Annotated in this window: 12 protein-coding genes; all 12 read right to left on the minus strand. The window is 51.1% G+C overall.

What is annotated here, in order from left to right; genetic code table 11:
* Nucleotides 1-152: 152 nt before the first annotated feature.
* The 12 genes from VM94_RS17060 to VM94_RS17120 all read right to left on the minus strand — a co-directional run bounded on the left by VM94_RS17060 (nucleotide 153) and on the right by VM94_RS17120 (nucleotide 16,855).
* A complete protein-coding gene (locus VM94_RS17060) occupies nucleotides 153-1,178 on the minus strand; it encodes an acyltransferase family protein (protein ID WP_046684452.1) in 1,026 nt (341 codons plus the stop codon).
* 2 nt (nucleotides 1,179-1,180) lie between these two features.
* Entirely contained in the window at nucleotides 1,181-1,894 is a 714-nt protein-coding gene (locus VM94_RS28275) for a hypothetical protein (RefSeq protein ID WP_058051351.1), read from the minus strand.
* A 9-nt stretch (nucleotides 1,895-1,903) separates the two neighbouring features.
* Nucleotides 1,904-3,280 carry a hypothetical protein gene (locus tag VM94_RS28280; RefSeq protein WP_138828973.1) on the minus strand — a complete coding sequence of 459 codons (1,377 nt, stop codon included), beginning with the start codon at nucleotides 3,278-3,280 and terminating at the stop codon, nucleotides 1,904-1,906.
* A complete protein-coding gene (locus VM94_RS17080; RefSeq protein WP_138828972.1) occupies nucleotides 3,267-4,274 on the minus strand; it encodes a hypothetical protein in 1,008 nt (335 codons plus the stop codon). The genes VM94_RS28280 and VM94_RS17080 overlap by 14 nt, the downstream gene beginning before the upstream one ends.
* Before the next feature lie 74 nt (nucleotides 4,275-4,348).
* The gene (locus tag VM94_RS17085; RefSeq protein ID WP_082127750.1) at nucleotides 4,349-5,392 is read right to left on the minus strand and encodes a glycosyltransferase; all 1,044 of its coding nucleotides are present in this window, start codon (nucleotides 5,390-5,392) and stop codon (nucleotides 4,349-4,351) included.
* Between the two features lie 308 nt (nucleotides 5,393-5,700).
* Nucleotides 5,701-6,429 (minus strand): glycosyltransferase, encoded by a 729-nt coding sequence (locus tag VM94_RS17090; RefSeq protein WP_082127751.1) that lies wholly within the window; start codon nucleotides 6,427-6,429, stop codon nucleotides 5,701-5,703.
* Nucleotides 6,419-7,594, minus strand: a complete 1,176-nt coding sequence (locus tag VM94_RS17095) for an O-antigen ligase family protein (RefSeq protein ID WP_138828971.1) — start codon at nucleotides 7,592-7,594, stop codon at nucleotides 6,419-6,421. Before VM94_RS17095 ends, VM94_RS17090 begins: the two co-directional genes overlap by 11 nt.
* Nucleotides 7,595-7,754: 160 nt before the next feature.
* Nucleotides 7,755-8,912, minus strand: coding sequence for a GumC family protein (locus tag VM94_RS17100; RefSeq protein WP_046684460.1), 1,158 nt, complete (start codon nucleotides 8,910-8,912; stop codon nucleotides 7,755-7,757).
* A gap of 165 nt (nucleotides 8,913-9,077) precedes the next feature.
* A complete protein-coding gene (locus VM94_RS17105; protein WP_082127753.1) occupies nucleotides 9,078-11,000 on the minus strand; it encodes an SLBB domain-containing protein in 1,923 nt (640 codons plus the stop codon).
* 56 nt (nucleotides 11,001-11,056) lie between these two features.
* On the minus strand, nucleotides 11,057-14,074 hold the full coding sequence (locus tag VM94_RS17110; protein WP_235432929.1) for a YjbH domain-containing protein: 3,018 nt from the start codon (nucleotides 14,072-14,074) through the stop codon (nucleotides 11,057-11,059).
* A gap of 313 nt (nucleotides 14,075-14,387) precedes the next feature.
* On the minus strand, nucleotides 14,388-15,089 hold the full coding sequence (locus VM94_RS17115) for a DUF4197 domain-containing protein (RefSeq protein ID WP_046684462.1): 702 nt from the start codon (nucleotides 15,087-15,089) through the stop codon (nucleotides 14,388-14,390).
* Between the two features lie 206 nt (nucleotides 15,090-15,295).
* Nucleotides 15,296-16,855: an SEL1-like repeat protein gene (locus tag VM94_RS17120; RefSeq protein ID WP_138828970.1), complete on the minus strand. Its 1,560-nt coding sequence runs from the start codon at nucleotides 16,853-16,855 to the stop codon at nucleotides 15,296-15,298.
* Nucleotides 16,856-16,857: the final 2 nt, after the last annotated feature.

The following is a 16,857-nucleotide window of genomic DNA, read 5'->3' on the forward strand; positions in this document are numbered from 1 at the left end:
AGTACAGCTACCGACGACACGCCATCATGTAGCGTTTTGCGTCGACAATCATGCCATGGGAAACAGCCCAACTGCCGCTCCATGACGAAGGGTGGTCATTTTTCAGCAGTCGTGCAGTGAGATATTCCGGCAGCGTAAACTTTAACTTGCCGCTATTTCTTTTCCAGTTTCTCATATGAAAGATTAGCAATGAGAATTGCGATTGCCATATAGGCAAGCAGACCTATGCTGCCGGCGAATGTGGGCAATGAAAGGAAGCTTTCGCCATCATGTTGAATGAATTGACTTGCCCCGACAACAGCATGCAGTATCTTCGCAAAGATTACCGAGAAAATAAAGTGCCACAGATAAAGTGAATATGATATGTCACCAAGAAACATCATACCCCGCTGCGGAGCGGTGATATATGAATTAAATCTGACCAAAAATACAATTATCAAGCAAAATAACAGGAATACTTTGATATCTGTCTGAAATTGCAAGAAAAACATTGTACCGAACATCAGTGCGAAGAATCCCGCCAGCCAGACAAGGCCCTTTTCTTTATATGCCAGATGTACCAGGCAGATCAGTACTCCCGTGTAGAAGCCGGCAATACAGCGCACCAATGCTCCCATGCCCGAGACCACATTAAACGAGGAGTTACTTGATTCGAAAGTAATAAGTGCGGCGCCAGAGATAGCCATTGCCATCAAAATTCGAAGGTAACGGTTCTTCACAGCAAGGAACGACAGTGCGAATATGAAATATGTCCACACTTCGACCATGATGCTCCAAGCGATGGGATTTGCCTTAAATATACCATCCTCGTACAAGAAATCCAGAGCAAACACATAGCGAAACGATGATAGCGAGATGTCATGCAGCGATATCGGATCCTTCTTGGCTGCATAAAAAACACAAAATGCAATTAACCATACTGCGCCAGATAAATAATATACCTTGGCTAGCCGAAAAAAACGCTTCTTGATAAAACTGGAAAAATCGGAAATATTATTCAGAAACGACTCATATCGCAGGCAAATTACAAAACCTGACAGGATGAAAAATAAATCGACACACAGGTACAAATTGCGCACAATAGGATTAAACGCCAGTGGCCAGGTCCAGTAGGCGTGCAGAATCACCACCATCAAAGCCGCGATGCCTCGGATTACATGAAGTCCAGGAAACCACATATTTATTTTCTATCCATTAAAAAACAATTCAAATCATCCGCACTCGGCAAGTATATTGAAAACTTACTGAGCACCTTGGATATGATTTTCAAGGCAATCCGCGACATCTTGTTCTTATACAGTGCTAGCAGGCCGGGAACGCGTATCACACGAGGAAAATAATCCTCAATATCCTGCAGTGCATAACACTCTAGCGTTTTATTATATTTTGATGAAGCACCCTCGACTATTTTTTGCCGGAGTTCATCAACATTTCCTATCGCAATTTTTTTGCACTCTGCAGGCAAAATAACGGCCTTACTATTTTTGAAAATATCATGCCATCCGCCAAACTCACGAATATTCCCCAAGCGAATAATTACCGATAAAATATCCGTCCGGCTCTGCAAAATCTGTTCAGCGAGGCGTTTCCTTTGAGTATATGGTCCTTGGCTGGGGAAAATTGTCGACTCCGGGAATGCCGCAGAAATGGAAGAAATCAGAACAATTCTGGTATTCGAGTTCGGAGGTATGCGCGAGAGCAAGTCGATAAATGCAGAACGAGTATTCTCTATCGAAGGCGGATCAGAAAATATCACTATCATTCCGTCCAATACCTCGGGTAACTTCCCGCTACCGGTGGGGCGCAACGTAAAATGGCCTCCTGGGGCATTTAAAGCGACCAGGGATGCGAGCCTGGAATTGGCTCCAACAATCTTAAGTTCTTCGATACTCATAGACTTTCCTTATAATTTTCGAGCAACCGCGGCATAACCTGCGGCAAGAGAAACAATCCCTTGGTTATACACACTGGTAAAAGAAAACCTGGAACAGTCTGCAATAATTATTTTGTCGAGTATCCCATGCTCATCGTCCTTCAAATTCGATCCGGTTCCCACGAACTGAGCGCCAGAAATGACCGAATCGCTAATTTGTGCCTGATCGAATGGAGCGTGGACAGCGCTATCCATGCCCAAGATGCTGCACATACCACTCCAGGCTTGCTCGATCGCCCGTACGATATCGGCTCTCGGAGTATTCAAGGCAACTCTATCCGGCAAGATGCGTCCTTCATGTGAACGCAATGATACGGTGGCATGCACTAAACTATGCTCAAGTGGCAATTCAATACCCCATAGGTACGCCACCATTTCGAGTCCTGTCATCGGATTTTTTGCCAAGAGAAGAAGCTTATCTGTACGCGATAAAGCATTAACGCCGATGAATTTTCCGAATCGTCGTCCTGAACGGGGAAAATCCGGATTACTGACGCGTCGGAACGAGAAGAGGACATCTGCCATTTTGCTATCGCTAATTTTTACGGAAAATTTCATGCTCGTATGATATTTTCCACCATCCGATTTCACGGCTTCATTGGACAAATTGGCAACCCGCTTGGAGGGCACAACCCCTGCAAATACGTGGTAATGATCAGAGAAAGCCAGCGATGGCAGTTTCAACAACTTCCTGAGCAGAATTCCTGACCCTAATACCCCGGCAGCTAGTATCAGGCGGCCAACGTGGAACACTTTGAAACCGGCCTCTCCTGCACATAAGACCTCAAGGCGGCCATTTATCTCCCGGATATCGACCACCGCATATGGCGCTAATTGATAACGCTTGAAATGCTTGCCCACCGCGTAAAAATCATCAGCAGTCAGCTCATAACGGCTTCTTGGCACATAAATCTGGCGCAACGGACTTTCCGGCACGTCGCGGTTAGACTCACTGACCTTGACAACATGAGAGAGGGCCCTGAACAGTTGATTGGAGTGGCCCGAAGCCGCGGTCAATACACGATCCAGATGCGGTAAGAGATCCGTGGCATTTTCAATGCCATCTTCCGGGCAAAGCATTTCATCGTGACGATTTGGCACAAAAAGTCCCCCATGCCACAATTTGGTCGTACCACCGGCCCCAAATGCTCTAACTTGCGGCAAACCCAGTTCTGCGGCAATGCTGGGGGATCCAAATCCTCCATCCAGCCAGGAGCCTGATCCAAGTTTACTGAGCAGCGCTCCTGACACCTGAATAACGGATGCCGTCTTCTCTTTGCTCAACCCGCATAGGGCGGCAAATGCAGCAGGTCCGGCACCTACAATCATGTAATCAGCTTCTTGCATTTTTTTTTGCCCAAATCAATGACATAAAGTAGAAAAATGGAAATATGAATGCCGCCCAGATAAGCTCGATCTTAACAAAAGCAGCCAGCAGCATAATGCTATTCAGTCCCAATATCAGAAACAATCTATATCCCCTGCTATTAAGCAAGCCTTTCAGACCGGATAGACAGGATAGCCAAAAAGAGTACGGCAGCGTAAAGCAAAGGACAACAAAAAGCTGCAGTGGTATATTGGGAGAACCATACGCGACTAATGGCACAAGAAATACACCGAGCGCCGTGCTGAAAAGTGCCGCATATTTTATCAATTTCGTCAGGCGGTCTGAATGAATCACCAGAATTACATTATAAGCAGCGCTTGACAATTGGGATGCAAGAACAAAAATAGGGTCGATTGCTCCGGAAGGAAATGGAAAAGCAAATGGCAATCTAAAGAAGTAATTTGAAAAAGTAATAGGGTAGCCGAATTTTATGCCATTAAAGAAGTTGCGACCGGCATGGCTTGTCCGGTTTTCTTCCTTCATACTGCGCAAAGTCGTCGCGACACCAATTTTCTGAAGGAAAAATATGCACAGTGCCTTGCATGGGATTTCAAGCAGGGAAAAAATCAGGACAAACAAAATACTATTCGTCGCAAGCCATAAAAATACCGACGCCAACGCAGCCAGATGAAACGAAATTTCAATTTTTGCCAACTGAGAAAATTTTAGACGCGGGAAGAAATGGCTATAAAATGGAATCAACGTGGCAGAAAGAAGGGCGGATAACGCGATAAAAATTGACTGAACAACACCTGCCTTCATCAAGCATAAAACCAGAATCGTGAGCGCCGCCACCGGCAATGAAAACTGTAATCGCGAGGCGGAGACTTTTATGGCGTCTTGAAAATTCTGCTCCTTTTTGTACAACCCATCGGTTGGAAAAAGGACATTATAGACTTCCACACAAATGACATAACGGCTCAATACCATCACATACGTGATAGCATCCGGCATGCTAAGCCATCGAATGGAAATCAGTAATAGTATCGGTCTGAGGATACCAACAACGCGAAATATTAACGGATACATTACAGAAACTCTTTATAAAGAATTTCAGTTCTGCGAATCTGGAGGTCCTGAGAATAATTTTGTGCCGTCAATCTGCCTTGATGTACACGCGCTGTGATAGGCAAGCCGTCGCGGATCAGAGGCACGATGCGGGCCGCGCACTCTTCCGGCAGGTGGAACAGTACGCCAGGAGTGCCATCGAGTATCAAGGCTCGTGTACCGGGTGTGTTGCGCAACACCAGCTGGCAGCCGGCGATACCCGCCTTGATGGAGGCGACACTAAAGCCCTCATATTGCGAGGTCGCTAAAAATATCTGGCTTTGGGACAATACCTGCTCGACTTCATGTTCGCTCACATATCCCAGCCAGGTAACTTTATCACTCAGCCCTGCACGTCCTGCTGCACCAAGCCAGGCGATCCTTGCATTGGGTAGTTGTTGCAATACAAGTTCAGCGATATTGGAGAACTGCTCCAGATCTTTCTGTTCGCTGTCGCGTCCTATACCAATGATGTCGTATGTGAATCCAGCATTTTTTTGCAGCAGCTCCTCAAAGACGCGGATAACCCGATCCGGCACTCCGTTGGGAATAGTGATCACGCGAGTTTTTCCGCCAAAATATGCCGCTTCATCTTTGGAGCAAGCAATCACGCAACGGGCAAGCATAGAGGTGATTTTTTCCAGTCGTCGAATGATACGCAACTTCATGCCAGGAGCTGGCATCATCATCGGCGAAGCATGCGGAGAATAAATCACCGGCAGTTTGAGCCCGAGCGCCGCCAGTACGCCCAGCAGACCTGCATATGACGAATGCAAATGGATGATTTTGGGATCAAATTCCTTGATCCTGGCCCTTAATACGAGAAGAAACTTGAAAAATTTAATTGGATGAAATGTTCTCTCATAATCAGGGATGCAGGTGCACAAATGGCGCTGATTCAAATCGGCACGCAACTCCCCCAAAAATAGCGCCTGCGATCCATCGCGGCTCAACAACGTGTCAATGACAGCAGGAACGCCTCCATCGAGACAATCTGAAACATGCAAAATTTCTGTTCTATTCATAAACACTTAAATTTTATCAACCAAGGCAACTGTACAAACCGGCAGGGTCTGGAAGACCTATCACACGGTTAAAATTTCTAAAAAACAAAAATATAGCCGATCGGCAATGTATTTTGACACAGGAGAACTAGTTTCTGAAATTTCCCGCTGGATCAACGGAAAATTTCTGCTACGTCGTATATCTGAAATATGCGATGATGTAGAAACGGACATTCGATGATTTCGGCGACGGAACTGCCAAATACACCAAGAGCACTGCCATAATCAATATGGCAATGCCTTTTTAGTCGACGTGATTCTTAAAAAAATTATGCCAGTCGCAATTTGCAAAGCATGAAACGTATCGTACTGACAAACATGCCGACAGCATATGCGGCGCCTTTGCCAGAAATGAATGCATAAGATTGAATGGCGAGCACACCGAGAATTTTATTTTTCTTTCCAGAACTCATCGCATTACCATGCAGGCGATAAATATAGTAATTATCCTGAAAAAAAGCAGGAGCGCCAAAGGTGCTTCTGAGGCGAATACTTAGCTCGTAGTCTTCCGCATACCCCCCCCACTTATAGCCTCCGACCTGAATGAATTTATCACGCGGTATTACCAGCGTTGCACCCGTATATGGATGCTTATACCAGAGTGCAGCGTTCGGCTGTTTGGACAGGCGTGCCGACATACTGGGCTGCAATGGATTACCCTCGGCATCTATATTTTTGGTGCCGCTATAGGCGTAGACTTCTTTGCGCAGTATGCCGGTGGAGATCTCAGCCATTAGTCGCTGCACATACGAACGCTCAAGAATGTCATCAGAATCAAAGAAGGTGATGAATTCAGCACTTGCCGACTCGACACCTCTATTACGGGCATACCCAAGGCCGCCCAATGCCGCATGTATAACCTTATCAAAATTGTCCGCAATACTTTGTCGCGGAATATATCCACCATTAGTGACAAGGATCTTCTCTACAGGAATATCTTTACAGGCCGCAGATAAGGAATCAAATGCAGCATCCATGAATGGGTTGTCACTGTTCATGCAGACTATTATTGAAATTAATGGCGCTTGGTGAATCACGTAATGCCCTTCCAATAAAATAGGCAGTTAAAATTTCGAAACCGGTAAATTGAATAAAATTGACCATCGCAATGGACAGCAAACAAACATACAGGCCAATATCATGTTTTTTCTTGGCCGACTTGATTGCATTGATCATTAACAAGACATAAGAAAACAATCCCAAAACTCCCATTTCGACCAGAATTTGAAGATAGACATTATGAAAATTATCTTCAAAAAAATCCGCCACACGGGTATTCTGAATAATTTCCTGGGCGCTACCAATTCCGCAACCTGTCGAAAAACATTCTGATGAAGTAAATGCAACCTCGTACAACATCAAGCGGCCGATGGAACCCGGATCTCTGCCAATTTGTACAAGTCGTTCGACCGAAATGATCTCCATTTCGATAAGAGTGATCAGGCCACCAATGGAGATAACGACAGCGGCAAATACCAGCAACCTTCCATGACGTATCAACGCTGCCTTCAGGATATCCCGGTAGACAAATGCCATGTAAATCAGCCAAATAATAACTATCGTTCTCGTCTTGAAAACATAATACAACAGTAACGTTGCTATCGATATGAGCCCGATCGATTTCGGCATCGCATATATTAAAAGCAAAACCAGCGTCGACAATTCAATGTTGACGCCTGCAGCCATCAACGTGGGATAAATCGCCCGCTCTTCCGCATTCTGAGCTCCAGAACTGATGATTTCTGGAATATGCAGCAGTATATTTAGAAATATCGCGCCGATGGCAATTAAACAGCCCTTTCTAAACCATTCATCATTTTCATCTGAAACGCCACTTGCAGCGATGCAGGTAAATACGAAAAGCAGAAAGGACAGGAATTGCATACGCAGTTGCCCTGAAGTGATGGTGCTTATCACAGCAAAGAAAGTCAGCAGGTACACTAAACCCATTTTCTTGCCTCTGGACCTTAACAAGAAGGCCCCGATAAAAAACGGCAAAAAATAGTGATAGATCTTTGGACCAGATTCTATTTCAAAGTAATCCTTCAATCCCGGATTTTGCAAAATCAACAAAAATGGGAAAATCAGAAGAATAAACCGATATAGGTTGATATTTTTAAAATTAATGGCAGTCTCGCCATTGGTTTTGGTATGGTCAAGCATTGATATCAGGCTCACTGGTTGGCCACATCGGTACATTCATTAAAATTAAAACCATATCTCTCCGCCATATGACTCGAACAGGTTTTAGCGGTACAGAAGGGGGAATATCAATTGAAAAAAGTAGATATGTCATATATCTACTTTTAGTCGTTGAACTTGTTTACTTGCTTACAACAGAAACATTTCTGCGTGGGAGATACTTTTCATAGAAAATCGCCATCATGATTCCCAATAACAGTCCTCCAGCAAGCCCTGCCAAAGCAATCATCAAACGTTTTGGTCCAGAATTCTTATCCGCTGGAATGGCTTTATCCAGTTGCTGAATGGTCGAGGTATCCTTGGCTTCGTCAATTTTGGCCATTTCAAATTGTTTCGCCAGCAATTCGAATACTGTTTCGTAATACTTAACGTCTCTTAATTTACGTACATATTCCAAGCCCACTTCCGGAATGTTGCCCGTCGAAGTAAGCAAGCCGCCGTCCTTCCCATCCTGCTTAGCCTGTAATTTCTCAAGCTGGCCTCTCAGGGATCTCAACTCCTCGTTGACACGCACCAGCGCCGGATTCTGGCCTGTAGCAAAAGTCCGCATGGAGGCCGCCTCAACTTCTTTCGAGGCAATGACGCCTTTCAGTTGGGCCATGCTGGCGATAATACCCTGCACCTGTCCACTTAATTGCAGCATGCCGGTATTTTCCTGCGTCTTGCGCAAGGCCAACTCCGCATTGGCCAATTCCTCTTTTGCCAATTTAAGCTGCTTCTCGAAAAACAATCTCCGTTGAGATGCTTCGGTAATGGCAAACGTCTTGGTCAACACCATTAACTCATCAACATGTGCGTTAGCAATGTCAGCGGCAACCTTGGGATCCTTGTCATCCACTTCAATCGAAATCATGCCATCTTTACCACTGGTGATCCGGCGTTTCTTCTCAAACGCTTTTCTTGTGTCCTGCATTGAATCTTGTTTGTAACGCTCTTCCAGCTTATACCGCGCGATGATGTTATCTGCGACGGTACGGCTTTGCAGCATCCCGACATACAGGTCGTTGGGATTTTTCAGGCCAGCCAGACTGCCGGCAGCCCCGGCCAAGCCACCGAGTTGCCCCATCAGTGCAGACACACTCGAACTTTGCTGTTGTGGTGGAAGTAATGTGGCTTTCGAAGAATAAGTCGGGGGTAACAACAGACTGGTTGCCAGCGCAGCGATCGCAACGACGCTGAACACACCCAATATCATTTTCTTTCGACGCATTACTATAGAGATATATTCTTGAATATTCACACCGTCGTCGATATCTTTTGTGGCAGTAGGGATGGACATTGTTTTCTTTTTTCTATTGAAAGAAATTCTTAAAAATAAGCTGAATATTTTTCTCGCCATGCATTGACTCTCGCGATGCATGGCTGTGCACGACGGGCATCTCCGCAACGTGTTCGACCGCCCACAACGGGCGATGATCGGAGCAGGATGGCCGTGAATAAACCATTAATCCTTCAGCACCTTCAGTCCTGCAGCACCCAGGCCGAATTGATAGAAGATCGCCGTCCATTCTTTCAGATTCTGTACAAAGGAATTACGGTCAATTTTTTCCGGTATCACAATCGCATCGCCAGGGTTGATTGCGGTACTGCCGACACTACCGAACAATCCGCTATTACGTCCACTGCGTGCCGTTCCGTCCGCACGGATCACGTACATTTCCGATTTATCCGCATTGGCAGTCAAACCACCGGCCTGCTCCAGATAGTCTGCGGCCGTACGCTGAGGACGATAAACAAAGGCGTTTTGTTGAAATACAGAACCCAGTACATCGACCGTACCTGGGCGGCGCGGAATATAGATGCTATCGCCATTCTGCAGGGGAACGTCGGGCAGATTTTTCACTTCCGTCTCCAGACCGGGCAGATCGAGAACAATACGTCCTTCCGCCTTGACCGAACGCATCCGCTGCACGATACGACGCTGCTGTTCCACTTCGGCGGCCGTTTTCGCCGCATTTTCCTTATCTGTCGTCGCCGCCATTTTCTGGGTCGCGTTCGACTCCATATCACGCTCGAAGCGGTCTGCCACTTCATTGAGTTTCGCTTGCTGATTGCGGCGTACCGATTCTCGGTTTAATTGCAGTGCATACAGATAGCCATTCTCATTGGCGCCGCCCACGCGCACGATGAATTCGCGCAGAGTTTCACCTTTTTTCAGCAGGAAAATACCGCTTTTTCTGGCCTCACCAGCGATCCGCACGTATTCACTCTGAACCTGTGCCTCAACGGGTACCGCGCCTGGAGAGAATACACGCAAGATATCGGTGGGATTGACGACAACATTGGCCAGTTGCGCATTGTTCAGCGTTTTATCCGCGATCAAATCCGCCACTGCGGTGTACTGATTATCGACATTCTTCTCAACGACGACTTGCTTGGTTTCCGCGGCTGAATCAAAGCCACCGGCCCATGAAAGGACTTCGGACAGGTTGGACTTGCCCTTCAATTCAAAGATACCCGCTTGCTTCACATTACCAGTAAGCGCGACCAATGGTCCTACTTCCGGAATATAGATGACATCGCCATCTTGCAAGGTTACGTCACGAGTCTTATCCCCCTTGGCCACGATATCGTATAAGTCAAAGGTGCTGACCGTTTGCGAACCGCGCTTCAGTTGGATATTACGCATGCTACCGGTGCTGTCCGGACCACCCGAGGTAAACAAGGCATTCAGCAGGGTACTCATCGCGCTCAAGGTATAGGTACCTGGACGAACGGCATGACCCACCACATACACTTGCACCGCGCGCGTCTGAGCGATACTGGCCGTCAGGTCGAAATTTGTGAAAAGCTTGCCGACAGCCTTTTTCAGATAGCCTTGCAAATCCTTGTATTTGACGCCGGAAACCTTGACTGACCCCACTCGCGGGATATAGACAGCACCACCGCGGTCCACCGTTGCATTGACATCGATGTCGACCATCCCCCAGCCGCGGATCTGCAATTCGTCGCCTGTGCCGATCACATATTCCTGATTGACCTGTACGCTATCGAATGGCGCAAACGTCGATGGCACGTCACTAAACAGATCCTTGCCAAACACAGACAACTTTTGTCCCGTTACCCCTTCCGCATAGGACTCGAACGCGCCAACTTCCGCAGCGACCCGCTTGGCCGGACGGCTGGTGGGTGGCGTCGGTGCCTGACGTTGCTCGCCATTGCGACTATTGCGGATGGATGGCAAGCCGAGTCTTGTCTCGGAAGCTGGCTGTCGCATCGCATCGCCCGTGGCCAAGGCTTGATTGCCATCGCTGCCTGGCGTTGCAACCTCCTGTGCTCCAGCAAAGGAGGTACTCATTCCCAGCAGGCAAGCCGAAACAATCAGTTGCTTCACATAAGACTGAGGGGTAAGAAATTGCTTTTTCATGTGTATCTTTATCTGAATAAATGATGTTTGAGAAATAAACGGCGCTGCATGGGTGCTTAGTATTTGGTCTGCCAAGTCACGCTAATTTCCTTCGGCCCCGGATTGATCGACAGGCCCGATTTACTCTGATCACGCTGAGCGTGCCAGAGCCAGCTCCCCATCGCATAACCGAGAATACCGCCAGCAACCGTATCGGAAACCCAGTGCTTACGGCCAAACACTCTGCCTGCCGAGCCAACTGCCGCAACGCTGTATAACCATGGCGCGTCGTATTCTTTGGCAAATGGAGTTACCGCAGCGAAAACAATCGCCGAATGACCAGAAGGGAAAGATGCGTCCGATCGAGATTTGCCGTCTCCAACACTGGACCATGGACCGCGATCTTCCTCAGGACGAGCACGCCCGAATGCATATTTGCCTGCCACAGCCAAGCCAGTTGCCGCCGCGACCGATTGCAAGGAAATCAGGCCCGTATTCTGCATGCGGTCATCCCCCAGTGCAAAAGCGGCACCGGCGGCCCCCACCAGAGCGAAAGGCATGGCCTTGCCCAATTTGTCCCAATTCCGGAACGAGGCGGAATCCTGATGTTTCTTGACGAAGCGATCAACCGGCTTGTCGCTCAGTGCCGAAGCCACCACGACACCACCGATAAGAGCGGTAGCCTTGACCCATTCGGCCGGCTCTGGCAAGGCAGACGAGGATTGCTCCAGCCGCGCCCGCATTGCCGGCCATGGACTGACAAACGGCCGGTCCGGTGGATTCACGGCGGGTAAGTTCCGCTCGTCAGGACGCTCGGCAAAATTGCCCAGGCCATCATAGCTGTGCATGTCGGCACGGGGACGTTCCAACATATCGTACAGGTCGCCAGGGGAGCCCACCATTTGGCCCACATCGCGCGTCCATGGCGAAATCGCGAATCCGGCTGTCGATTGCGTGTCCATCGGCAACATACTGTTGAGCGGGACGGACAAAAAGACACCACGGTCCTGATACGGTTTGGCAGGCGTACCCGGGGTGGTGATATCGTTGCCATTCGTATGGGTATACCAGGCGCCCACTTCGATGCCGGACTGAAAGCGGCGCTTGAATTCCATGCGAACTCCCGTGTCCTTTGCCAGGAAGCGGCCAGCGCGGGCTGTCACCGTAATATCATGCGGCAAGCGATAATGCAGGGAACCAATCGCCGTGACCGTTTTATAGTCGCGTGAATCCAGCAGTCCTTTGAAACCGCGCTGTTGCAAGGCATCAACGGCCAAATCGGCCGCCCAGCGACTGTCCTTCGGCAAATAGAGCACCTGACCGCCCACACCCCGGAACATATCCTCGTACAGCCCGGCCGACATGCGCGTATATACGCGCTCGGCCGGATTATCATACTTATTCAGCAGGATGCGGCTGAGAGAGAAACGGCCGCCGCGCAGGTATTCGGCCACATCGCTGCGCACATGCGGCAAGCTGCTGTTGGACGGTTGCTTTACACCCGAGACTGTTTCCAGCAATTGCAGGCTGGCAGCACCATTCAGGTACAGCCCGTCACCGAGTCGGCGATCATAATTGGCGACGGCGGAAATCGAATAGCGGAAGGCACCGCTAGGATCATTGAAGAAGAAACCGACTTTCGGAGCAACCTTGAAACGGTTGGCTTCACGATCCACCGATTTCACCTGGATCACATCGCCATCGACACCCACGCCTACCGCCAGCTTACCGTCGCTCTTGACGGCATTGGCAGCTTTCACCACGGCAGGAACAGGTTCCGCAACCACGGTGTCGGCAGGCACCGCTGTCATGGCTGCATTGGCGGGCATTACCGTAGCGACAACAGGCTGGGCTGGCACAGGGACGGCACCGGCTTTGGCTGACGCTGGCTGATCCAGGAACTCCTGCAACCAGCCTTGCTGCTCATCACGAATGACGTCGCGCTTTTCCGGATAACGCAGCAAGACCCCCTCAAGGAATGCCTTACGATCAATCTTGCCAGTCAAATAGTCGTTCAGCTTGGGCAGATCAAAAAACTCATACGTGGCGATCGGCTGATCCAGCTTGGTATAGGTAATGCGAATGGTCGTTACATCTTTCGGCATGAAAGCCAGCGCCGTGCGCGTCGCCCGGCCAACAGCGCGTCCCATATTTGAGATTCGGCTATTCGTCAAACTCAGACTGAGGGTATTTCCTTCCTGCCCAACGCGAACATTCTTATAGTCCTGTTTCACGAGTGCTTTCACCAGATCGGCACCATAGCCAGCATCGCGATGCCACTCTTCCTTGGTTGGCAAGGGTGGAGGATTCTTGTCGTCCACAAAATACGCGGGTTCGTAGACTTTAGGTATGAACTCGCGTTCGCCAAACGGGATGCTGATAAAGGCATTGACACTGAACTGCTCACGATTGCGGGCCGCCTGCAGGGCAAGCCAGCCCCAGCGATATTCCAGACCGACAGACGCGCCCTTGCGGCGCTTTCCTGCCTGAGTACGATCTGCGGCAAAATCACGCTGATAGTTGGTGGTATCGTACTCGGCCACCACAGACCAGCGTGGCAAACTGGCCGGCGTCCAGCGCGCGCCAGCAAATACGCCGTCCGGACGCCGATGGGCGTAACCCAGGCTCGCTTCAATATTTTTATTGGCGCCGAAGGTCTTGGTCGCCACGAGATACTGTCCTTTGAACAGTTCGGTACCAAAAAGATCGGTCATACCTACAGCCACCGAAGGAATCCAGGCCGTTTCCGACCAAAGACGCAATTTGCTGTCGACCACTTTATCTTTGTATCGACCATATTCGCTGCCATACTCTCCCGGCACGCCACTAAATCCGGGTATGCCGGTAATCGACACGTAGCGCCCCGTCATTTGCAGGAAAGGCAGAATATTCGCCGTGGCCCATAACTGGCCATACGGGCTGTCGTAGCTATAGCCGACGCTGAAGGTGCCGTCCGTTTCCACCACTGCGCTGGGCATATTGATATAGCCGGATTGACCACCATGATTCGGCGTGGCGGCAATCGCCGAAGGCGCGCCAAGCACCAGACAGCCACACCAGGTATATTTAATTGATTTTCTGAGTACGCTTAACAAATCCGGCTACCTAAAATATCCTGCACCTGGAATTCCTGACAATGTGTTCAGAAAATCAATGAGCTTGGGGAAACGTGAATAAAACGAAAAAAGGCCAACCGACGGGCATCTTGCAATGCCGCGCATCAGTTCGCCACTAAAACTGGGCACTCCCGGGCAATTGATCGTTGCTTAATCATGCCTCAGGAATGTATGTCGCAGAATTTTAACACTGTTTTCTTGTAGCAAATGCTTAACTTGTTTCCCTAACACCACAGTAGCCTATCCAGCATAGGCGCTAGATGGGAAAACCATGTCTTTTCCATATTTCAACTTACTTCAAACTGCCAAATACCTTGCCGATAATCTTGCTCCCATACCCAAGCGGATTGCTGCGGATGGCTTTTTCTTCCTCGCCGATCATCAGGTACAGGCCGTCAAGCGCACGGTCCGTGACGTAGCCTTCCACCGTCGATTGCTGCTGCGGCACGAGTCCCGTCTTGCCGATCTGGCTCATGGTGCTGTTGTATTTGCTGGCCAGGCCGGAACGGTCAGTGACGGATTTCACGATGGGCAGGAATTTGACGGCCAGGGGCGCGGATGTTTTCTGGCGGAAGAAGTCCGTCACCGATGTGTCGCCACCGGACAGGATATTTTTCGCATCGCTCACGCTCATCGACTTGACCGCGTCGAGCAGCAAGGGCTTGGCCATGGGTACGGCCGACTCGGCGGCACGGTTCATCGACACCACCAGATCGTCCAGCTGCTGGCCGCGGCCCGTCATTTTCAGCAAGGGCTTGGCTTGCTCCAGGATGCCGGGCAGCTTGATCTTGACCTTGTCGTTGTTCAGGAAACCATTCTCGACACCCAATTTCGATACGGCGGCAGCGGAACCGGCTTCCAGCGCCGCTTTCAAGCCATTGCTGGCATCCTGGTTGCTGAGAGCATCCAGGGGACCGGCGGCGGCGCCAAACGACAGCAACGCCAGCGCACACAGGATGGCGGACGGACGGCCAGGGAAAGGGTTCAGGCGCATGGTTTTCCTTTTCTAAAGAATAGACAGACCACCTTCTGCTGGAACCTTAGCACATCAAAACTGCCAATACCGCAGCATTTTTTTGCGCCTGGGAAAAACAAGGGGGCCGCAGATGGCGGAGGAAGGGGACTATACAGCACCTGCTGTTGTATTCGCGCACGCTAATGCGGGCAAGCCTATGCCAGTGGATGAATACCGGGATAGGCTCAGCCTGCTATTGCCGCCAGCTGTTCACGCACCCGCGCCAGATCCGTCTCGCGCATGCGCGCCTCCGTCTGGCGCAAGGATTTTTCAGCGCCGGCCACGCCTGCCGCCACGGCCATCGACAGCCAGATATACGCCTGCTGCAAATCGAGCGGGCTGCCCTGGCCGCTGGCCGCCATCAAGCCCAGGTTCATCTGCGCCCGCGCATGGCCCTGGCGCGCGGCCAGCGCGTACCAGTCCCAGGCGGCGGCATAGTCCTGCGGCACGTCCTGGCCATTGTCATGCCGCAGGCCCAGGGCAAACTGGGCCAGGCTGTGCCCCTGCGCGGCGGCGCGGCAGTAACAGGCGCAGGCCTGCTGGCTGTCGGGCGCCGGGCCATCGTCGCGGTCGTGCAAGACACCCTGCATGTATTGCGCCGGCGCGTAATCCTGATCCGCGGCGCGGCGGTACCATTCCAGCGCAAGCGACAGATCCTGCGGCACGCCCTGGCCATGTTCGTAACGCAGGCCCAGGTCGAACTGCGCCCGCACGTGCCCCTGGTCGGCCGCCTTGCGGTACCAGAAGATGGCTTCCTGTGCATCGGCGGGCATGCCCTGTCCATGCTCATGCAACAGTCCCAGCTGATACTGCGCGGCGGGAAAGCCCTGCCCCGCCGCCTGGCGGTAGAACGCCTGCGCCTGCGTGTAATCGTGCGCGGCGTGTTCATGGTGCAGGCCCAGGTTGTGCTGGGCCGCCGCGTGCCCCTGGCCAGCCGCCTTCACGTACCACTCGAGGGCCGCCTGCTTATCGCAGGGCACGCCCTGGCCATTGTCGTAGATTAGGCCCAGGTTGAACTGCGAGCTAGCGTGCCCCTGCTCGGCCGCGCGCCGGTACCAGGCGATCGCCTGCCGGCTGTCCTGCGGCAGCACGTCGCCATTTTCATAGCGCAGCGCCAGGTTGAACTGGGCCGGCGCATAGCCTTGCTCGGCCGCCTTGCGCATCCAGGCCGTCGCCTGCTGGCGGTCCTGGCGCACGCCCTGGCCATTGTCGTAGCGCAGGCCCAGGTTGAACTGCGCTCGCGCATAGCCCTGTTCGGCGGCCTTGCGGTACCAGGCGATGGCTTGCACGAAATCCTGCGGCACGCCCTTGCCATTGTCATACATCATGCCCAGATTATTCTGCGCGCCCGCGTCGCCCTGTTCGGCCGCGCGGCTGAACCACAGCATGGCTTGCCCGCTATCTTGCGCGAGTCCCTGGCCCTTGGCATACAGCCAGCCCAGGTTGTACTGCGCCGCCGCGTAGCCTTGCTCGGCCGCCTGCTGGTACCAATGCGCCGCCTGCGCAAAATCCTGTGGCACGCCCTGGCCCTTCTGGCACATCACGCCCAGGTTGTATTGCGCGTGCTCGAGCCCCTGCGCGGCAGCCAGGCCGTACCAGTGCAGCGCCAGCGCATAGCTTTGCTCGATGCCCTGGCCATTGAAATACATGAAGCCCAGGCTGTGCTGGGCGTTCGCATTGCCCTTCTCGGCCAGTCCTTTCAGGCGCAGGTAATCAGCTGTGTAGCGGGGATCGGCAAGCGACACGG

The sequence above is a fragment of the Janthinobacterium sp. KBS0711 genome (genome assembly GCF_000988085.1).
In the GTDB taxonomy this organism is placed as follows: Bacteria; Pseudomonadota; Gammaproteobacteria; order Burkholderiales; family Burkholderiaceae_D; genus Janthinobacterium; species Janthinobacterium lividum_E.

Bases quoted from the DNA above. Each gene is read 5' to 3' on its own strand.
- VM94_RS17060 (WP_046684452.1), bottom strand. From the start codon at position 1,178: ATGTGGTTTCCTGGACTTCATGTAATCCGAGGCATCGCGGCTTTGATG.
- VM94_RS28275 (WP_058051351.1), bottom strand. From the start codon at position 1,894: ATGAGTATCGAAGAACTTAAGATTGTTGGAGCCAATTCCAGGCTCGCA.
- VM94_RS28280 (WP_138828973.1), bottom strand. From the start codon at position 3,280: ATGCAAGAAGCTGATTACATGATTGTAGGTGCCGGACCTGCTGCATTT.
- VM94_RS17080 (WP_138828972.1), bottom strand. From the start codon at position 4,274: ATGCCGGATGCTATCACGTATGTGATGGTATTGAGCCGTTATGTCATT.
- VM94_RS17085 (WP_082127750.1), bottom strand. From the start codon at position 5,392: ATGAATAGAACAGAAATTTTGCATGTTTCAGATTGTCTCGATGGAGGC.
- VM94_RS17090 (WP_082127751.1), bottom strand. From the start codon at position 6,429: ATGAACAGTGACAACCCATTCATGGATGCTGCATTTGATTCCTTATCT.
- VM94_RS17095 (WP_138828971.1), bottom strand. From the start codon at position 7,594: ATGCTTGACCATACCAAAACCAATGGCGAGACTGCCATTAATTTTAAA.
- VM94_RS17100 (WP_046684460.1), bottom strand. From the start codon at position 8,912: ATGTCCATCCCTACTGCCACAAAAGATATCGACGACGGTGTGAATATT.
- VM94_RS17105 (WP_082127753.1), bottom strand. From the start codon at position 11,000: ATGAAAAAGCAATTTCTTACCCCTCAGTCTTATGTGAAGCAACTGATT.
- VM94_RS17115 (WP_046684462.1), bottom strand. From the start codon at position 15,089: ATGCGCCTGAACCCTTTCCCTGGCCGTCCGTCCGCCATCCTGTGTGCG.